14 protein-coding genes and 1 pseudogene are annotated in these 16,128 nt (G+C 41.3%); 6 read left to right on the top strand and 9 right to left on the bottom strand.

Annotated features, from left to right (window positions below):
- The first annotated feature begins 5 nt into the window (after nt 1-5).
- Both H6G26_RS06550 and H6G26_RS06545 read left to right on the top strand, forming a co-directional pair.
- Nucleotides 6-509 (top strand): 2TM domain-containing protein, encoded by a 504-nt coding sequence (locus H6G26_RS06550; RefSeq protein WP_190728483.1) that lies wholly within the window; start codon nt 6-8, stop codon nt 507-509.
- Between the two features lie 305 nt (nt 510-814).
- The gene (locus H6G26_RS06545) at nt 815-1,852 is read left to right on the top strand and encodes an iron ABC transporter permease (protein ID WP_190728482.1); all 1,038 of its coding nucleotides are present in this window, start codon (nt 815-817) and stop codon (nt 1,850-1,852) included.
- Between the two features lie 499 nt (nt 1,853-2,351).
- On the opposite strand, the gene H6G26_RS06540 is transcribed toward H6G26_RS06545, so the two are convergent.
- Entirely contained in the window at nt 2,352-2,672 is a 321-nt protein-coding gene (locus H6G26_RS06540; protein ID WP_190728481.1) for a multidrug efflux SMR transporter, read from the bottom strand.
- Between the two features lie 400 nt (nt 2,673-3,072).
- On the opposite strand from H6G26_RS06540, the gene H6G26_RS06535 reads away from it, so the two are divergent.
- Entirely contained in the window at nt 3,073-3,528 is a 456-nt protein-coding gene (locus H6G26_RS06535; RefSeq protein WP_190728480.1) for an Hsp20/alpha crystallin family protein, read from the top strand.
- Between the two features lie 241 nt (nt 3,529-3,769).
- On the opposite strand, the gene H6G26_RS06530 is transcribed toward H6G26_RS06535, so the two are convergent.
- The 3 genes from H6G26_RS06530 to alaS form a co-directional block, all read right to left on the bottom strand.
- Complete coding sequence (locus H6G26_RS06530) at nt 3,770-4,069, bottom strand: ferredoxin (RefSeq protein WP_190728479.1); 300 nt, start codon at nt 4,067-4,069, stop codon at nt 3,770-3,772.
- A 145-nt stretch (nt 4,070-4,214) separates the two neighbouring features.
- A complete protein-coding gene (locus H6G26_RS06525; protein WP_190728478.1) occupies nt 4,215-5,054 on the bottom strand; it encodes a uroporphyrinogen-III synthase in 840 nt (279 codons plus the stop codon).
- 292 nt (nt 5,055-5,346) lie between these two features.
- Entirely contained in the window at nt 5,347-7,989 is a 2,643-nt protein-coding gene (gene alaS, locus H6G26_RS06520; RefSeq protein WP_190728477.1) for an alanine--tRNA ligase, read from the bottom strand.
- Nucleotides 7,990-8,262: 273 nt separating this feature from the next.
- Here alaS and H6G26_RS42390 point away from each other — a divergent pair.
- Nucleotides 8,263-8,420, top strand: a pseudogene (locus H6G26_RS42390) (copper chaperone).
- A gap of 845 nt (nt 8,421-9,265) precedes the next feature.
- Nucleotides 9,266-10,291, top strand: coding sequence for a diguanylate cyclase (locus H6G26_RS06515; protein ID WP_190728476.1), 1,026 nt, complete (start codon nt 9,266-9,268; stop codon nt 10,289-10,291).
- Nucleotides 10,292-10,325: 34 nt separating this feature from the next.
- On the opposite strand, the gene H6G26_RS06510 is transcribed toward H6G26_RS06515, so the two are convergent.
- On the bottom strand, nt 10,326-11,021 hold the full coding sequence (locus tag H6G26_RS06510) for an ATP-dependent Zn protease (protein WP_190728475.1): 696 nt from the start codon (nt 11,019-11,021) through the stop codon (nt 10,326-10,328).
- A gap of 374 nt (nt 11,022-11,395) precedes the next feature.
- On the opposite strand from H6G26_RS06510, the gene H6G26_RS06505 reads away from it, so the two are divergent.
- Nucleotides 11,396-11,611: an HVA1 family protein gene (locus H6G26_RS06505; protein WP_190728474.1), complete on the top strand. Its 216-nt coding sequence runs from the start codon at nt 11,396-11,398 to the stop codon at nt 11,609-11,611.
- A gap of 709 nt (nt 11,612-12,320) precedes the next feature.
- Here the strand turns inward: H6G26_RS06505 and H6G26_RS06495 are convergent.
- From H6G26_RS06495 to H6G26_RS06480, 4 genes are all read right to left on the bottom strand, one after another.
- Nucleotides 12,321-13,175 carry a protein-glutamate O-methyltransferase CheR gene (locus H6G26_RS06495; RefSeq protein WP_199326677.1) on the bottom strand — a complete coding sequence of 285 codons (855 nt, stop codon included), beginning with the start codon at nt 13,173-13,175 and terminating at the stop codon, nt 12,321-12,323.
- Nucleotides 13,175-14,236, bottom strand: a complete 1,062-nt coding sequence (locus H6G26_RS06490; RefSeq protein ID WP_190728473.1) for a chemotaxis response regulator protein-glutamate methylesterase — start codon at nt 14,234-14,236, stop codon at nt 13,175-13,177. The genes H6G26_RS06495 and H6G26_RS06490 overlap by 1 nt, the downstream gene beginning before the upstream one ends.
- Nucleotides 14,237-14,380: 144 nt before the next feature.
- Nucleotides 14,381-14,767 (bottom strand): four helix bundle protein, encoded by a 387-nt coding sequence (locus H6G26_RS06485; protein WP_190728472.1) that lies wholly within the window; start codon nt 14,765-14,767, stop codon nt 14,381-14,383.
- 44 nt (nt 14,768-14,811) lie between these two features.
- Nucleotides 14,812-16,116 (bottom strand): HAMP domain-containing methyl-accepting chemotaxis protein, encoded by a 1,305-nt coding sequence (locus H6G26_RS06480; protein WP_190728471.1) that lies wholly within the window; start codon nt 16,114-16,116, stop codon nt 14,812-14,814.
- Between the last annotated feature and the right edge of the window lie 12 nt (nt 16,117-16,128).

The raw sequence follows: 16,128 nt of genomic DNA, 5'->3' as shown, positions 1-16,128 counted from the left end.
GAATTATGACGGCATTTGAACCCAAGAGCCTCCGTTCTTATAGCCAAGAAGATGTCCAGCAAATTCTGCAATTAGCGATCGCTCGTCAAGCTAACGACAAAGACACAGAATTTTCTTATGAGCAGATATTAGAAATTGCTGCTGAGTTAGAAATTTCACCTGATTCTTTAAAGTTAGCAGAGCGCGATTGGCTATTACAACAAGGTCAAGTCCAACAGCGAAAAGCTTTTGACGCTTACCGCATTAGAAGATTTCAAAAGCGTCTAGGGAATTATGCAGTTTTCAATGGCTTCTTTATACTGCTAAATTTAATCACTGGTGGCGGAATTTCTTGGTCACTCTACATTTTACTATTCTGCGGATTGCCTGTAGGGCTGGATGCCTGGAATACTTTTCAAATCAAAGGCGAAGAGTATGAAATGGCATTCCAAAAGTGGAGCCGTAATCATCAGATAAAGAAAACCATCAGCACAGTTTTAAATAAGTGGTTTAAGGTATTACAGGTTTAATACAGCGCGACGGAAATAAACAGCCCCTTCGGGTTCGGCAGTTCCTCATGGGGGGAACCCCCAAGACCGGACTGCCTCACCATTCCAAATCAACGAAACGCCTACACTGTATTGACTTTTGACTTTTGACTTTTGCCTTGCAGTACTAGGGCGTGTTTTCAAAATCTTAGATTCCCTTAAAAGGGGGGCAAAATCTCTCAAAGTCCTCACGCCCAATTCATCTCAATACTGAACTCGTAGGGTCAGTGTTGAGATGAATTGCTGTTTAAGGTAAATGCAGCTTTGTTTGGGACGGACTATAGTTAATGAAAATACTAAACCGGAATTTGAGTAGACCATTTCAGACAATTTTTACTGAACACCGCGTACTTTGGGCTGCTTTACTCCTGAGTGCAGCACTGGTGATAACGTTAGCGCTATCGCTTTCTCAAGGAGCAGTACCTTTAAGTATGTCGGAATTTTGGCAAGCCATACTCCGCGAAGGCGATCCGGTTAAACAGACAATTCTCTGGGATTTGCGTCTCCCGCGCATTACGGCTGCTCTCATTGTCGGCGCAGCTTTGGGGATGTCAGGAGCATTACTACAAGGAATGTTACGCAATAGTCTTGCTGATCCATTTATTCTTGGCATTTCTGCGGGTGCGGGATTAATTGTGATTCTGATGATTGTGTGGCAAATATTTCCGATCGCAATTCCTTTAGCAGCGTGGATGGGAGCTATTTTAACTTCAGCGATCGTTATTTTGCTCGGTCGTGCGGGATCAGGAATTTCAGTTGAGCGGTTGATTTTAGGCGGAGTGGCGGTGAGTTCTTTATTAGGTGCTGTACAAAGTACATTGTTGCTTTTAGCTGAAGATGGTCAAATTCAAATTGCGCTCAGTTGGTTAGTTGGTAGCCTTAACGGACGGGGTTGGCAAGAAATTTCGACGGCTGGCCCTTACATCATCGTTGCATTGCTAGGGGGATGCTTGCTGGCGCGATCGGTAAATGTGCTAGCTTTGGGCGATGATTTGGCTGTGGGTTTAGGGGTTTCGTTGACGCGATCGCGCCTATTAATTGGTGGTGTAGCCACTTTATTAGCCGCAGGTGCAGTCAGCATCAGTGGCTTGATTGGATTTGTTGGTCTTGTTGTCCCTCACGGTGTCCGCCTCATCGTTGGTACAGATCATCGCTTTGTTTTGCCACTTTCCGCCCTTGCAGGTGCATGGTTGCTTACTTTTGCAGATTTACTATCTAGACTAGGAGCAGTAGAATTACCGGTAGGTTCCGTCACTGCGTTGTTAGGTTCACCGCTATTTATCTGGTTACTTTATCGTCGTTCTGCTGGGTTTAATAAATTTTAAACTAATAAAGTTGGGTTAAAATCAAAATAATTTTGGCTGAAGTTGATACTATTAACTAATGTTTTTTACGCTTATAGTGTATAAAAAACTTGCTAATTTAGCTGTATAACTTTGATAGTCTTTGCTAAAGTATTAAAAGTCAAGTATTTGTAGCTATATTTACCCAGGTTAACTATACTTTTAAGAGCATTTAGATAAGTCTGCTGATTGTGCTTTGTTCACAGAAAAATAAAAATTGCTGGTGCATTCACTACAACAGCAACAAGCAGAATGATCAGTTTTGGTTTATTTACCTGTTCTATTTTAACATAGACGAGGTATTTTTTATTCGAGGCGATGTCTAATATCATGTCCAAACTCCTCACTTGCGGGGAGGGGTTGGGAGTGGGGTTGTTGTACCTCACTCAAATGAGAACCGCTATATAACAACAAGCTGTTGCGTATCTACGCTTTTATTTTAGAATCCCAAAATACTTTTCTGGATTCATACATATTTCATTTATTGGCTTGCATTTATGCCAATGACTCCCATGATTATTAAGGCTATAGAAATGAGCTTCATTAATGTGGCAGATTCACGAAACCAGATAATACCAATAATAGCAATTAAGACAGTTCCCAATCCAGCCCAGACAGAATAAGCCACGCTCACTTCAAGTTTCTTGAGAGCAAGGGTCAAAAAAGTAAAACAAAGTACATAAAAGACAGCTATGAATATGGAAGGGACTATTTTAGTAAATCCTTGTGATAACTTCATGCAAGTTGTGCCTGAAACTTCAAACAGGATTGCGGCGATAAGGTAAATCCAACTTGTTGACATATTTGTTATCAGCAGTTTGTGAGGAATCTCTCATTATCTTATCTCTGTAAAAATCAAAAAGTACAATAAGTCGGATTATTATCATTATTCGCGTGAACCTCCTAAAAACTTGTACGCTACGCGTTGCAAGCTTTAAGAGCAGGGGCGCGAGTGATGCTTGTACCGATATTTCAAATAAAATTGTTATATTCAAGTCTGCTTTTGCCGAATTTACCGAACCTCAATAGTTTAGGTTACCGTACATTTATAGTAAAGGGATTTCTGGTTCGGCAATTATCATCAGTTAGGTGAGAAAAACCGAATTTAACCCACTTTTATTTTTAAATACTATGAGAACAAAGCAAGGAATCAAATCTCCAGTGATTGGAGAGAAAAAATAGTGGTTATACGAGGTAGAGATATGACATTAGTACGTTTGCGTTTGAATCCGTGGCAAGAATTTAACGCCATACAACGTCAAATCAATCGCTTATTTGATGAAGATACTTTGTCACCTGCATTTTTGGATAGAGGTTTATCCAGAGTTCCTGCTGCTGAGTTAAAAGAAACTGAAGATGCAATTCATCTGAAAGTAGAACTTCCGGGAATTGAAGCTAAAGACCTAGATTTACAAGTTACAGAAAATACTGTATACCTGAGTGGTGAGCGAAAATCTGAAGCAAAATCTGAAGATAAAGGTCTGATCAAAACCGAATTCCACTACGGTAAATTCCAACGTATAATTCCTTTATCTGCTCGAATTCAAAATACCAATGTTACGGCAGATTATAAAGATGGCATCTTGAACCTGACGCTACCCAAAGCTGAACAAGAAAAGAATAAAGTTGTCAAAGTTAATCTAGCATCATCTGGCTAATTTCAACTTTATATCTGCTAGTTATCTATTAAACTGAATAAAAAGCGCTCTCCATAAGGAGAGCGCTTTTTAGCGTTAATTACTCAGCCTATACAGATTTATTACAAAAGTGCAAAATTTTAAATCTTTTAGAGTATGTTATCGCCGAGAGTACGACACCATCTCAGATTTTAGGTACGCTAGGATGAATGTTCTAACGCACCTTCCAAAACTTGCTCTTTATTAAATCCACATTTCTTAGTTAAGCATTGAGCGCTTCTTCTTGATGGGTTTCGATAACGCAATCAGAAGTGGGACGGGCAACGCAAGTAAGAACCCATCCTTCGTCCATTTGATCGTTGTCTAAGAAGTTCTGATCTGATTGGTCAATTGTACCTGAAATCAGTTTACCGGTGCAGGTAGAGCAAGAACCAGCGTTACAGGAATAGGGCAAGTCCAGCTCATATTCCTCGTTAGCGATCTCTAGAATGTACTCATCTTCAGGAACGTCAATTACTTGTTCGCCGTCTGGGGTACGTAATGTGACCTTATAAGTTGCCATGTAACAATTCCTAACTCATATAAACTCCATATTCGATACTACGGGTTTATGTGCTGCTAGTCTAGAGTTGATTATGGTTGACTGTTTCAGATTCTCAAGCGGTTAGTGGGGCTAGTTTACATATACCAAAAGCTTCAGATCAAAATCAGTGAGAAAAAAATGTTGCGATGGCTTCAGCAAATCCCTCAAATGAACTATAATCCTTAGCCACTATAGAGACATTCATACCCAACTTTCGCGCATTAGCACTTGTATAAGGGCCAAAACATGCAATTGTACAGCGTTCATAATCGTTTTGCGAGTTGACCATTGTTAAAAAGCTTTCTACTTCCGCCGTGCTACTAAAGGCAATTACATCAATCCTTCCTTGACGAATCAGGTTTAATTCAATACTGTAGATACTTGTGTTTAAGCCCTGTGTAATATATGCGGGTACGCGGGTTACTTCTATGCCTAATTGCTGCAAATCAGTAATTAAATTGGGTACAACATCAGGCTCAGGCAAACCAACAACTTCTAGAGCAGGTATCAGCACTTTTTTGTTGTCAATTTCCGGTAGTTTTGCTAATTCAGCTACAATCCCGCTTGGGCTAGATTCTGTAGGAATTAAATCTACTTTGCCACAAAAAAATAATAAGCTTTCTGCGTCTTTTCCTAAAGCACATAATTGGCATTTTTGTACCACAGATACAGGAATATCTAAATCATTCATCCGGTGAAAAAATGCAGTGATGCCATTTCTACTTGTGAAGATAATCCAATCAAATTCACCTATTTGGTATAGAGCAGTATCTAACTTAGTGTAGTTTGATAAATAGCAGGTTTCGATAGTAGGCATGAAAACAGGTAAACCACCTTGTTTGATGATTTGTTCAGATAACCTATAAGCATAATTTCTCGGTGCTGTGACTAAAATTCTCTTGCCGTATAGAGGTAATTTTCTAGATGGCGTGAGCAGGTTGATTTCTCTTGATTGGATGTGCATTTATTTATCTGTCATTTCACGGCTATTCCACCTTATAATGGGCATTGCTCAATTTATAACGGCTTTCAGTTGAGTTTAATAGAAACCTAACCCCCAACCCCTTCCCTACAAGCAGGGTGATTTCATACAACGAGAGAAAAATTAAAACTGGAGCTATTTCAGACTTGTGTGTACACCTTAGAGGCAGGCAGGGAGGGGTTCTTTAATTTGGCTGATATAACCTAAAATGTAGAGTGTGTTAGGCGAAGCCGTAACGCACCGCTCGAATTGGTGCGTTACACTTCTCTCTGTGTTAACCCAAGGCGGACTTTAACTCACTTTCCGCTTGTTCCAACGCTTCTGGTAATTTACTCGCATCCCGTCCGCCTGCTTGGGCTAAGTTCGGTCTTCCACCGCCACCTCCACCGCAGATTTTAGCGATCGCACCCACAAATTTACCAGCTTGCAAACCTTTTTTGTTCACTTCTGAACTAAAAGCTGCAACTATACTAACTTTCCCCTCTTCAGGAACAGAACCCAGCACCACTGCACCGTTACCGATTTTTTGCAACAAGCGTTCGGCTGCGGTTTTTAATGATTCTGGATCAACATCTTCTAATTGGGCGACGATGATTTTAGAATCGCCTACCGTTTCGGCTGTTTGCAACAAGCTATCAGATTTTGCGATCGCTAACTGTACCTTCAAGGTTTCTAGTTCCTTCTGACTGGTTCTGAGTTCGCTTTGCAGACTTGTGATTCTATCTGGTAATTCTTCGGGTTTAACTTTAAAGCGATCGCTCAAATCTTTAACTACTTTATCCCGAAGGTTGAGATAATCCAGTATTGCTGGCCCTGAAACAGCTTCAATCCGCCGCACCCCTGAAGCCACACCAGCTTCAGAAATAATTTTAAATACGCCAATTTCAGCCGTGTTACTCACATGAGTCCCACCGCATAGTTCCATTGATACGTTGGGGAAGTCAATCACGCGCACTTCATCACCGTATTTTTCGCCGAACATCGCAACAGCACCCCTAGCTTTCGCCTCTGCTAAAGGTAATACTTCCACTTTTGCAGGATATGCTTCAGCAATCCAAGTGTTCACCTGTTCTTCAATTTGTTGGACTTCCTCTGCTGTTAATGCACGGGGACAGTTAAAATCAAAGCGCAACCTGTCAAAGGACACTAGGGAACCAGCTTGAGATATGCTATCATCAACAATTTTTTTCAAAGCCGCTTGCAACAGGTGCGTTGCGGTATGATTTGCTTGGGCGCGACGCCGACAAGCCGGATCAATTTGGGCTGTAACATTATCGCCTACCCGGAGTGTCCCGCGTTCGATGCGTCCAAAGTGAACAAAGAAATCAGATTCTTTCTTCACGTCTTCCACCTGAACTACAATACCATCACCAGAGATATAACCGCGATCGCCGATTTGTCCCCCAGATTCAGCATAAAATGGCGTTTTGTCCAGGATAATTTGTACCTGTGTTCCTGCTTCTACTTCCTCTTGGGAAACGCCTTCAACCAAAATCGCTTCGACTTTCGCCGTCGCCGTCGGTTGGGTATAGCCTAAAAACTCGGTGACTTGGATGTGTTCTGCTAATTTGTCGATGGAACCTTGCACAGTTAAGTCGATGGTTTCGTGTGCTGCTTTGGCACGTTCCACCTGCTTTTGCATTTCGGCATCAAATCCCGCTTCATCGACTGTCAGATTATTTTCTTCGGCAACTTCTTGAGTAAGTTCTAGGGGAAATCCGTAGGTGTCATAAAGAGTAAATGCGCTTTCACCGCTAATTTGAGTGTTCCCTTGCTGTTTCACCTCTTGGATAATTTCTTCTAGCAGTTTTTCGCCTCTATCCAAAGTTCTGAGAAAATTCGACTCTTCTCGTTGCAGTTCAGCTTTAATTGCGGCTTCGCGTTGGCGCACATTGGGGTAAGCTGATTCAGAAAGAGCGATCGCAGTTTCGGCAACTTGGGTAGTAAATTCGCCAGAAATTCCAATTAATCGCCCATGACGCACCACGCGCCGAATTAATCGCCGCAGCACATAACCTCTTCCCACGTTGGAAGCGCGAATTTCATCGGCGATCATGTGTACAACAGAACGAACGTGATCGCCAATCACTTTTAGAGAAACTTTGGTTTTCTCATCACTTTTATGGTAGTCAATGCCAGCAATTTGGGCGGCTGTTTGGATAATTGGGAAAATTAGGTCAGTTTCGTAGTTATTGGGTACTTTTTGGAGGATTTGCGCCATCCTCTCTAAACCCATGCCGGTGTCGATGTTCTTATTTTGCAGTGGCGTTAAATTCCCGGATGCATCCCGGTTGTATTGCATGAACACGAGGTTGTAAAACTCGATGAATCGGGAATCGTCTTCTAAATCTATATTTTCGTCACCACGTTCTGGGTGGAAGTCGTAATAAATTTCTGAACAAGGGCCACAAGGGCCAGTCGGGCCAGATACCCAAAAGTTATCGTCTTCGCCCAAGCGTTTAATTCTCGCTATCGGCACACCAATTTGATCGCGCCAAATTCCGAAGGCTTCATCATCATCTTCAAAAACGCTGACGACAAGATTTTGGGGGGAGAAGCCAAAGACTTGTGTAGAGATTTCCCAACCCCAAGCGATCGCTTGTTCTTTAAAATAATCACCAAAGCTGAAATTGCCCAGCATCTCAAAAAAGGTGTGATGCCGTTTGGTGCGTCCGACATTTTCGATATCGTTGGTGCGGATACACTTTTGGGAAGTCGTAGCCCGCTTAAATTCTGGTGTGCGCTGCCCCAAGAATATCGGCTTAAATGGTAGCATCCCCGCGATCGTCAGCAGCACGGTTGGGTCTTCTGGCACGAGGGAGGCACTTGGGAGAATTTGGTGTTCCCGTTGGGCAAAGAAGTCGAGAAATATGTTGCGAATTTCGTTACCGCTTAGGTACTGGGGATTTGAAGACATAGGTGTTTTTAACTTTAGACTTTAAGGCTTGGGCGTAGCGGCACTAGGTAAGTGTATTTATCGTAAATAGCTTTATATATTCTTGCATTTTGTTTCATATTACTGCCAGCGAATTGCGACAGTCGCTGGCATATATATAGTTATTAGGATGTTTTTGCACTACTACCTAACTTTGTAGGATGTGCGTAGCCGTAGCCCGTCGTAGACATCACATTTTCATCCTTAAGATTAATTCTTAAGAAATGATTTAAAATTTCTATATTTGGGTAACAAATAGCACTAAAAGTGAAAGTATCAAATATTGCTTATAAGGGATGTGTAAAAACTACTACTGAATCCATCCTATGGAACTTGAAGCCAAGATGGATGTTGATGTTAATAGTAAAACTGTCACGGTGGAATCCACAGCTTCTGAAGAGTCGATCAAATAAGTAATTTTTGCTACTGATTACGCTGTGGAAGGTTATTGATCCGATGCTGGCTTTTGACAGAAGTTTAGATTTTTATATCTTAGGCTACACTAAGAAAATTTTTATATCTTTTTGTCCTTTCTCCGGGCGGAATCGAACTGATTTCCCTACATTAGTGGCAGGTTTTGACATTGAGTTTTTTATTCTGCTAACACATTGTCATCCATGTGACACTTTGCTTACATTGTGAATGTTTTACCCTTTAAGTTCAATTTTTAATTATAGGATATTGTTAGCGTCAGAAAGCTACTTATCTTAGTAGGAGCGAGTTTCACTGTCTATTTAATTTAGATTATTTTGTAATTCACCTTCTAGCTTGATAGTTAATAAAAGCTGATTTTTTAAAGAAAAAGCCTGAAGTGTCATATGTCAAATAGTTTTATCATTAGAATGATAAACTTTTGGCTTTTATAATTTATTTATTTTTCTACTTAAAAAGAAATTTAATTGCCTAATGTGACGTTTATTACAAAGTATTTATATTGGTAATTTCATTAGGTAAATAACACTTAATAAAACTACAACTATAGTTTTATGCGTACGAACAATATTCAGTATTATTACTGTTTTAAAAACATACTGTAAAGAAGACATTAGTTGGCAGAAGGAAAAAGTTCAGAAAGTCTAGTAGCAAATATAAACTCTTAATAGGAGATTAAAGTTAGAAACTTATATAGATTCAGCGTTTAAAAATCCTATAAAAATAAATATTACTTTGCTTAAAACGACATATTTAGTATTAGGCAAGAAAAGCAGTAAGAGTAAGTTAATTTCCTTAAAATTTCAATAGGGCAAAATATAAAGCAATGAATATTTCTATTCTGGTCTTTGGAAAAAATAACTTTATCGCCACACTTCCAGATCAGATCCGTTGTGCGACTGCTTTTAATGTAGAAGTTATAGATAATCTCAATCAAGCAGTGTCGCGGATTCAAATGACACCCCCCGATATAATACTTGTGCAGGCTAGCCTGGATGGCAGTATAGAACTTTGTAGTTGGTTGAAAGACCAGACAAAACTATCCTGGATATACTGTATTCTTTTCGAGGATCGTTCCCAGCAGCTTACTGATAGAACTAAGTATGGTTGGCAAAGGGAATTGGAGATGAGTGCTGCGGCATTAAAGCAAGGAGCCGATGCTTATATTTGGCATCTTATTGAAGAAAAAACAGAGCATAGTTTGGCAGAGTTGAGTGCCAATCATGGACTAATACTTGCTCAATTAACTGTTGGCTTACGGAAAGCGCAAAAATACCGAGATTTGATTCAAACAAATGATATGTTATCAGCGATCGCTTTATCTGACTCGTTAACAGAATTAAATAATCGTCGTGCTTTAGAACGGGACTTACCCAGGCAAATTAAAAAAGCTAAGACTCAAAAAAATTCCCTGAGTTTGATTATTTTAGATGTAGATCATTTCAAGAAAGTTAACGATACTCACGGGCATTTAGTTGGCGATCGCATTTTGCAGCTACTATGTCAGCGTCTGCGACACAATCTGCGCTGTCAAGACACAGCATTTCGCTATGGTGGCGAAGAATTTGTGATTCTGCTGGCTAACACTACCGATGAGGAGGCACTATTAGTAGCCCGTCGTCTCAATCGGGTAGTCAGCGACAAACCATTCTCACTCAGCAATAAACTGACAATTAATATCACCATTAGTCTGGGTACAGCCTCTCTGAAAGCTGAGGATGATGATCAAGGAGTAAGTCTGTTGCATCGTGCCGATCAATGCTTGCTACAGGCAAAAACTGCTGGGCGTAATCGGGTTATTGCCTCAAACTATTTATCTCATGTTCCACATTTAAAAGTTGTTTCTTCTTAAAAGTAGGCATTGGGAAAGAGGAGACAGAAGTTTTTTAATTTTTAATTGATTTCTCCCCACTTACTCCTAACTCAGCATGACAATCTTCTACCGAAGTGCGCTCTCGCATGGCATTAACTAAAGTCTCGTAGCTAGACCAATTTTCTTCCAATAGGGTTTTTGCCTGGAGGATATGAAACCGCAATTTCTGCTGATAAACTGATTCAGAAAAGCCTAAAATTGTCAAGACTCCTATCAGCTTATTTTTATCATCACCTCCACCCTCAGCATTATTAAAAACTAGGGTTTCAGCAGCAATACCCGCCATCCAAACAGTGCAGTAGCGGTCTAGCATTTGGGCACTGATTTTACCCACTTCTAGTTGAGATGCTAATTCGCCATCATCAAAACTAACACCACCTTGCCCAGGTTGCCCCTGTTTCCAGGCTTCCCAAGCGCTGAGGGTGTAGCCGGTAACGGGAATACCTAACAGGTAAGCAACCAAGAAATGCCCTGCTTCGTGGTGGACGATGCGATCGCGGTGTTCATTTGAAAATCCAGCAATCCAATCTAAAAAGATAGTACCACCCTTGCCTTGCAAGCTAAAACTATCTAACGTAGCTATGCCTAAGATGGTGAAGGTAGCAAGCGCTGGTACTGCGGGCGACAAGTGAATGAATGGCCCCAGTAGGCTGGACATGGTGATGAGAAAAATAGATATTGCAACTAAATTTAGGCTAATCTGGCTCATTGAGAGTTTTTTGAAAATCTGCTTAATCTTTCTTCATTATGAGGCGATGCCACAGCTTTTGTATCAAGGTGGTTGTAGCGATCGCCTAATTTTTTCATCTTATACCAATTTTTTATGAAGCTGCATAGAATTCGATCCCCCGTAGCCCCCCTTAATAAGGGGGAAACCGGAAAAACATTGATCAAAGTCCCCCTTTTTAAGGGGGATTTAGGGGGATCAAGATATGTGCAACTTCACATGAAATTGGTATTACACCTAATCAAATTAATGTCTTAATAACGGATGTTTTCTCTATCACTAGAATGATGGTTGCTTTTCCAATCGCAGACATAATGTGACGTTAGTAGATATAAAACATTAAGTAGGAGATGAATGTGGCTGAACAATTCAAAAACGGCGATCGGGTTGAATGGAACACTTCACAAGGCAAGACAACTGGCAAAGTAGTAAAGAAACTCACTTCACCTACAGATATTAAAGAACACCATATCGCTGCAAGTGAAGATAACCCTGAATACTTAGTTGAAAGTGATAAGACAGGAAAACAAGCTGCTCACAAGCCTGATGCTCTGAAGAAAGTAGAGGAGTAATAGTTAATTATAAGCAAAGATATCAACTAATGGTGCCGTACTCAATTTCGCTACGGCATCCTACAATCCAAAATCTTTTAGGCGATTACTTGGGTAGTTAGAGGGCCGTTAACGCCGTTAATTTTAGCAATTTCGACGGAGCCAAATTGCGAACCGCTACCATCTCTGTCGAAGAATAGAATCGAGCTATTGATGTCAAATCTAAAGCGTTGGTTGGTATTGGTGAAAGCACTACCGAGCCTGAATTGATAAGCTTGTAATAGCCCTACTTGGAGTTCACCTCCGAATCCAGATGCGGAAACTTGGATTTTATCACCTTGAGATGCATTTAAGTCGTTGATATATCGCCACCCTCTAAAGGACTGTTGTAACGGAAGATATCAGATCCTGCTCCACCAGTTAAGATATCTTTACCCAATCCGCCAATCAGAATATCATATCATTACCATCTCTACCATTAAGGTTATCATCTCCATTCAGTCCGTTGATTACATCGTTGTTGAGTGTACCGTTAAGAACATTGTTTACAGAGGTTCCAGTGATAATAGCCATAATTATTTATGAGGTAATTGGTGTTTTAAGTTACAAGGTCTGAAAATGAAAGAAATATTTACGTATCGCAAGGATGCAGTACTTTCTTGTAAGCATGTGTGTATTGTGAATATACAATATTTTTCCGGCTGCAAACAGCAACTTGCTGATTTTTACCTCAATCGGCAATTTTAACTTCAGGATTGTGCAATCGATAGCAGATAGCCTTGTCAAATAAAACCCGCTTGAATGATTCATCTAGGCTGATAGTCGTTTCACCACTACCCAGAAACAAGTAACCATCTGGTCTTAATTGCTGCTTAATCTTTTTTAGCAATGCTTTCTTGGTAACAACATCAAAGTAGATTAAAACATTCCGTAAAAAGATAACGTCGAATTGCGGCAGAGATGACCAAGATTGCAAAAGATTCAACTGACGAAAATCAACCATCTGGCGGATTTGTTCCTTTATTTGCCAGTCAGTATCTAGCTTTTGAAAGTAGCGATCGCAAATATTTTTAGGAAGTCCACGATTTATTTCAAGTTGGTTATAATGCCCTTCGCGGGCACGCGTTAAAACCTTAGTAGAAAAATCAGTTGCAATTAATTTTACAGGCCAATTGGGAAGCATGGGAAAATGTTCATTAATTAGTATGGCAATGCTATAAGGTTCTTGTCCATTAGAGCAGGCAGCACACCAAATGTTGAGCGATCGATCAATTTCTCGTTGTTTAATTAACTCTGGTAGCACATATTTTTTCAGCGCTTCAAAAGGGTGGCTATCACGGAAGAATGAGGTTTCGTTAGTGACTAGCGCCTCGATTGTCTGGGCGTGAAGACTATTAAACGGATGAGTTCGCAAGTAAGTAATCAAATCAGCGATAGAAGCAAATCCTGCCGATTCGACAATTGGCTGCAAATGTAACTCTGCTAAATAAGTTTTATCACCAAACAACACAACCGCTGAATGATGATGAACTAACTCCCGAAGATACTCAAAATCAGTGGTGCTTACACCCATAATCTGTGTCATTACAGGTCTGAAGGAGGAACTTGATTGAAACCAATTCTGTGCATAATTTCATTTGCGATCTCATTAAGTGGAAGAATTTTATTGGCAAGCCCGGCATTAACAACAAAACTAGGCATTCCCCACACGACGCTAGTAGCTTTATCTTGTGCAAGTACCTGTCCACCCGCCTCGCGTATGCACTGACAGCCATGCAATCCATCTTGCCCCATACCAGTGAGAATAACTGCGATCGCCCTAGCCGCATAAACTTGTGCAACCGATCGCAACAGCACATCGACTGAAGGACGACAAGAATTTTCGGGGGATGCTTGATGGGTAACAAGTCGAACTCCAGTTTTGTCGCGTTGCACAATTAGATGAAAATCTCCTGGTGCAATCCAGGCATGTCCTGGTTTTAGTATCTGTCCAGGAACCGCTTCATCTACTGGAATTTTGCACTTGGAAGCTAATTGTTTAGCTAGTAGTTTCGTAAACATTGGCGGCATGTGTTGCACAATCAAAATCGGCACTGATAAATCTGCTGGAAACTGCTTAAGCACAACAGCCAGAGCATTTGGGCCCCCAGTAGAAACCCCAATTGCCACAACTTCCACCTGCTGTATGTCGCTACGAACAGGAAAAATAACTGGATGGGTAATTGCGCTGGGTGTGAAAAGTCCACCAAACACCTTAATTTTGGGAATTAAATCATCCCGAATATGTTGGTTTGTTGCCTCTACACTTCCTAAGTTACTAGGTTTTGTGGCATAGTCTGAAGCACCTAAAGAAAGAGCTTCTAGGGTTGCGATCGCTCCCCTGTGCGTGAAGGTACTATACATAATCACTGGTAAACGTGGATACTTTTGTCGGATAGCGGCCAGGGTTTGCAAACCATCCATCTCCGGCATCTCAATATCCAAGATGATCACATCGGGATTAACATGGGAAATCTTGGCAAGGGCAATGCGACCGTTAGCCGCGACTCCTACCACCTCCAGTTCTGGATCGCTAGACAAAATTTTACTTAATCGACTCCGTACTACTACGGAGTCATCGACAATTAGTACCCGGATTTTGGGCATTAGGTATTGGGGAGCAGGGGGCAGGGGGCAGGGGGCAGGGGGCAGGGGGCAGAGAGCAGGGAGCAGAGAGCAGGGGGCAGGGAGCAGGGAGCAAGGAGCAGGGAGCAGGGAGCAGGGAGCAGGGGGCAGGGAGATGATGGATAATTAGCGTTTTATGAGCCAGGGGGATGGATTGTTGATTATGATTACTAGAATGCCTAAAACTTGGTTGTAATTTCCATAAAGTTCTCTACCTGTATCAACATCTAAATAACTACACTTGACAGCAAATTTCAACCAAGTCTGAGTCTCTGCTGCCTCTGCTTCCGAATCATTTAACTTAGCTACAAAAGCAGCTTCATATCGACGTTTTCTCCATGCTTCCGCCAGATTTGCACATACAGAACGTGACGATCTACGAATTTGGTCGGTCAACGAATATCTCTCTTCTACAGGAAACTTCTTGGATAGTTCAAATATTTTCATGGCTGTATCAAATGCCATTTTGTATACTTCCAAGTCTTCATGACTTTTAATTGGTTCTTTTTCCATTCCCCCTGCTCCCTGCCCCCTGCCCCCTGCCCCCTGCCTCTTACTTAATATTTAAACTGATTGACGACTTTCTGTAAATCTACTGCCATTCGGGACAGTTCTGTAGCTGCCTCTAAAGTATTACTGGTTCCAGTAGTCGTACTTTGAGTATTGAGTGCCACAATTCCAATACTTTTGGCAATATCTGATGTTCCTTTGGCTGCCTCAGCCATATTTCGACCAATTTCATTGGTAGTTGCTGTTTGTTCCTCAATAGCACTGGCGATCGTGCTTTGGAAGTCGTTGATTTGATTAATAATACTAGTAATCTGAGTGATGGCTTGAACGGCACTTTTTGTATCTGTCTGAATTGCTTCAATTCGCAAGCTAATATCTTCAGTCGCACTTGCCGTTTGTTTGGCTAATTCTTTCACCTCGTTTGCGACTACGGCAAATCCTCTACCTGCATCGCCGGCTCTAGCCGCCTCAATGGTAGCATTGAGTGCTAGCAAGTTTGTTTGCCCTGCGATCGAGGTAATGACTTTAATAACTTTACCAATTTCGATGCTGCTTTGACCGAGTTTGTTAATTGTCTCGTTCGTGCGTTCAGCTGTTTTAACTGCCTCAGTCGTCACCTTTGCTCCTTGGGTAACGGTCTTAGCAATTTCTCGAATGCTAGCATTCATCTCTTCCACGGCAGTCACAACTGTATTGGTATTCTGACTTACCTGTTCAGCAGAGGCAGAGGCAGAAGTGGCTTGTTCGGCTGTTTGTTCGGCGTTCTCAGTCATTTCTTTACTGACTGCGGTCAGTTGTTCTGCGGAAGACGCAACTGCTGTTGCCACCTCTGTCATCTGTCTGATTGAAGACTTTAGGCTGCTAATCATCTGATTTGCATTATCTGTGAGCTGCTTAAACTCTCCTGCATTGCTTGCCTCGATTTGCTTGGACAAATTTCCTTGAGCGACGGCAAGGCTAACCTCATTAATACCTTTTATCTGCTCTTTTAAATTTGTAGACATTTGATTCAAGTTGTCGAGCGATTCTTTCCAACTCCCATCGGCTCCTTTGACAACGGCTTGAGAACCAAGTTTTCCTTGGATACCAATCTCGGATGCCAAACGATTAACTTCGTTAGCAAAGTTTTGATTTAAACTCACCAATTCATTAAAAACTGAGGTGATTTCACCCAGTTCATTATTCTCATCAGCTAAACGGACGCTAAAATCTCCGTTTTTTACCGCCTTAAGTGCTATTAGTAACGCTTGCAATTGCACTTTTATTACACTGTCATCGGTCGGTTGCAAATCTGCACTATCCACCGAGGGAGATTTTGAGTTGGCTGCTTTTCCAGCCCGATTTGTAGTCATTGCAAAGCGCTC

Source organism: Nostoc sp. FACHB-888 (assembly GCF_014696655.1).
Taxonomy (GTDB): Bacteria; Cyanobacteriota; Cyanobacteriia; order Cyanobacteriales; family Nostocaceae; genus Nostoc.
This window is presented reverse-complemented; position numbering and strand designations above follow the sequence as displayed.

What these genes read in the sequence shown, in the direction of transcription:
- H6G26_RS06545 (WP_190728482.1), top strand. Translation starts at nt 815, where the DNA reads ATGAAAATACTAAACCGGAATTTGAGTAGACCATTTCAGACAATTTTT.
- H6G26_RS06540 (WP_190728481.1), bottom strand. Translation starts at nt 2,672, where the DNA reads ATGTCAACAAGTTGGATTTACCTTATCGCCGCAATCCTGTTTGAAGTT.
- H6G26_RS06515 (WP_190728476.1), top strand. Translation starts at nt 9,266, where the DNA reads ATGAATATTTCTATTCTGGTCTTTGGAAAAAATAACTTTATCGCCACA.
- H6G26_RS06530 (WP_190728479.1), bottom strand. Translation starts at nt 4,069, where the DNA reads ATGGCAACTTATAAGGTCACATTACGTACCCCAGACGGCGAACAAGTA.
- H6G26_RS06485 (WP_190728472.1), bottom strand. Translation starts at nt 14,767, where the DNA reads ATGGAAAAAGAACCAATTAAAAGTCATGAAGACTTGGAAGTATACAAA.
- H6G26_RS06510 (WP_190728475.1), bottom strand. Translation starts at nt 11,021, where the DNA reads ATGAGCCAGATTAGCCTAAATTTAGTTGCAATATCTATTTTTCTCATC.
- H6G26_RS06550 (WP_190728483.1), top strand. Translation starts at nt 6, where the DNA reads ATGACGGCATTTGAACCCAAGAGCCTCCGTTCTTATAGCCAAGAAGAT.
- alaS (WP_190728477.1), bottom strand. Translation starts at nt 7,989, where the DNA reads ATGTCTTCAAATCCCCAGTACCTAAGCGGTAACGAAATTCGCAACATA.
- H6G26_RS06495 (WP_199326677.1), bottom strand. Translation starts at nt 13,175, where the DNA reads ATGACACAGATTATGGGTGTAAGCACCACTGATTTTGAGTATCTTCGG.
- H6G26_RS06490 (WP_190728473.1), bottom strand. Translation starts at nt 14,236, where the DNA reads ATGCCCAAAATCCGGGTACTAATTGTCGATGACTCCGTAGTAGTACGG.
- H6G26_RS06480 (WP_190728471.1), bottom strand. Translation starts at nt 16,116, where the DNA reads ATGACTACAAATCGGGCTGGAAAAGCAGCCAACTCAAAATCTCCCTCG.
- H6G26_RS06535 (WP_190728480.1), top strand. Translation starts at nt 3,073, where the DNA reads ATGACATTAGTACGTTTGCGTTTGAATCCGTGGCAAGAATTTAACGCC.
- H6G26_RS06525 (WP_190728478.1), bottom strand. Translation starts at nt 5,054, where the DNA reads ATGCACATCCAATCAAGAGAAATCAACCTGCTCACGCCATCTAGAAAA.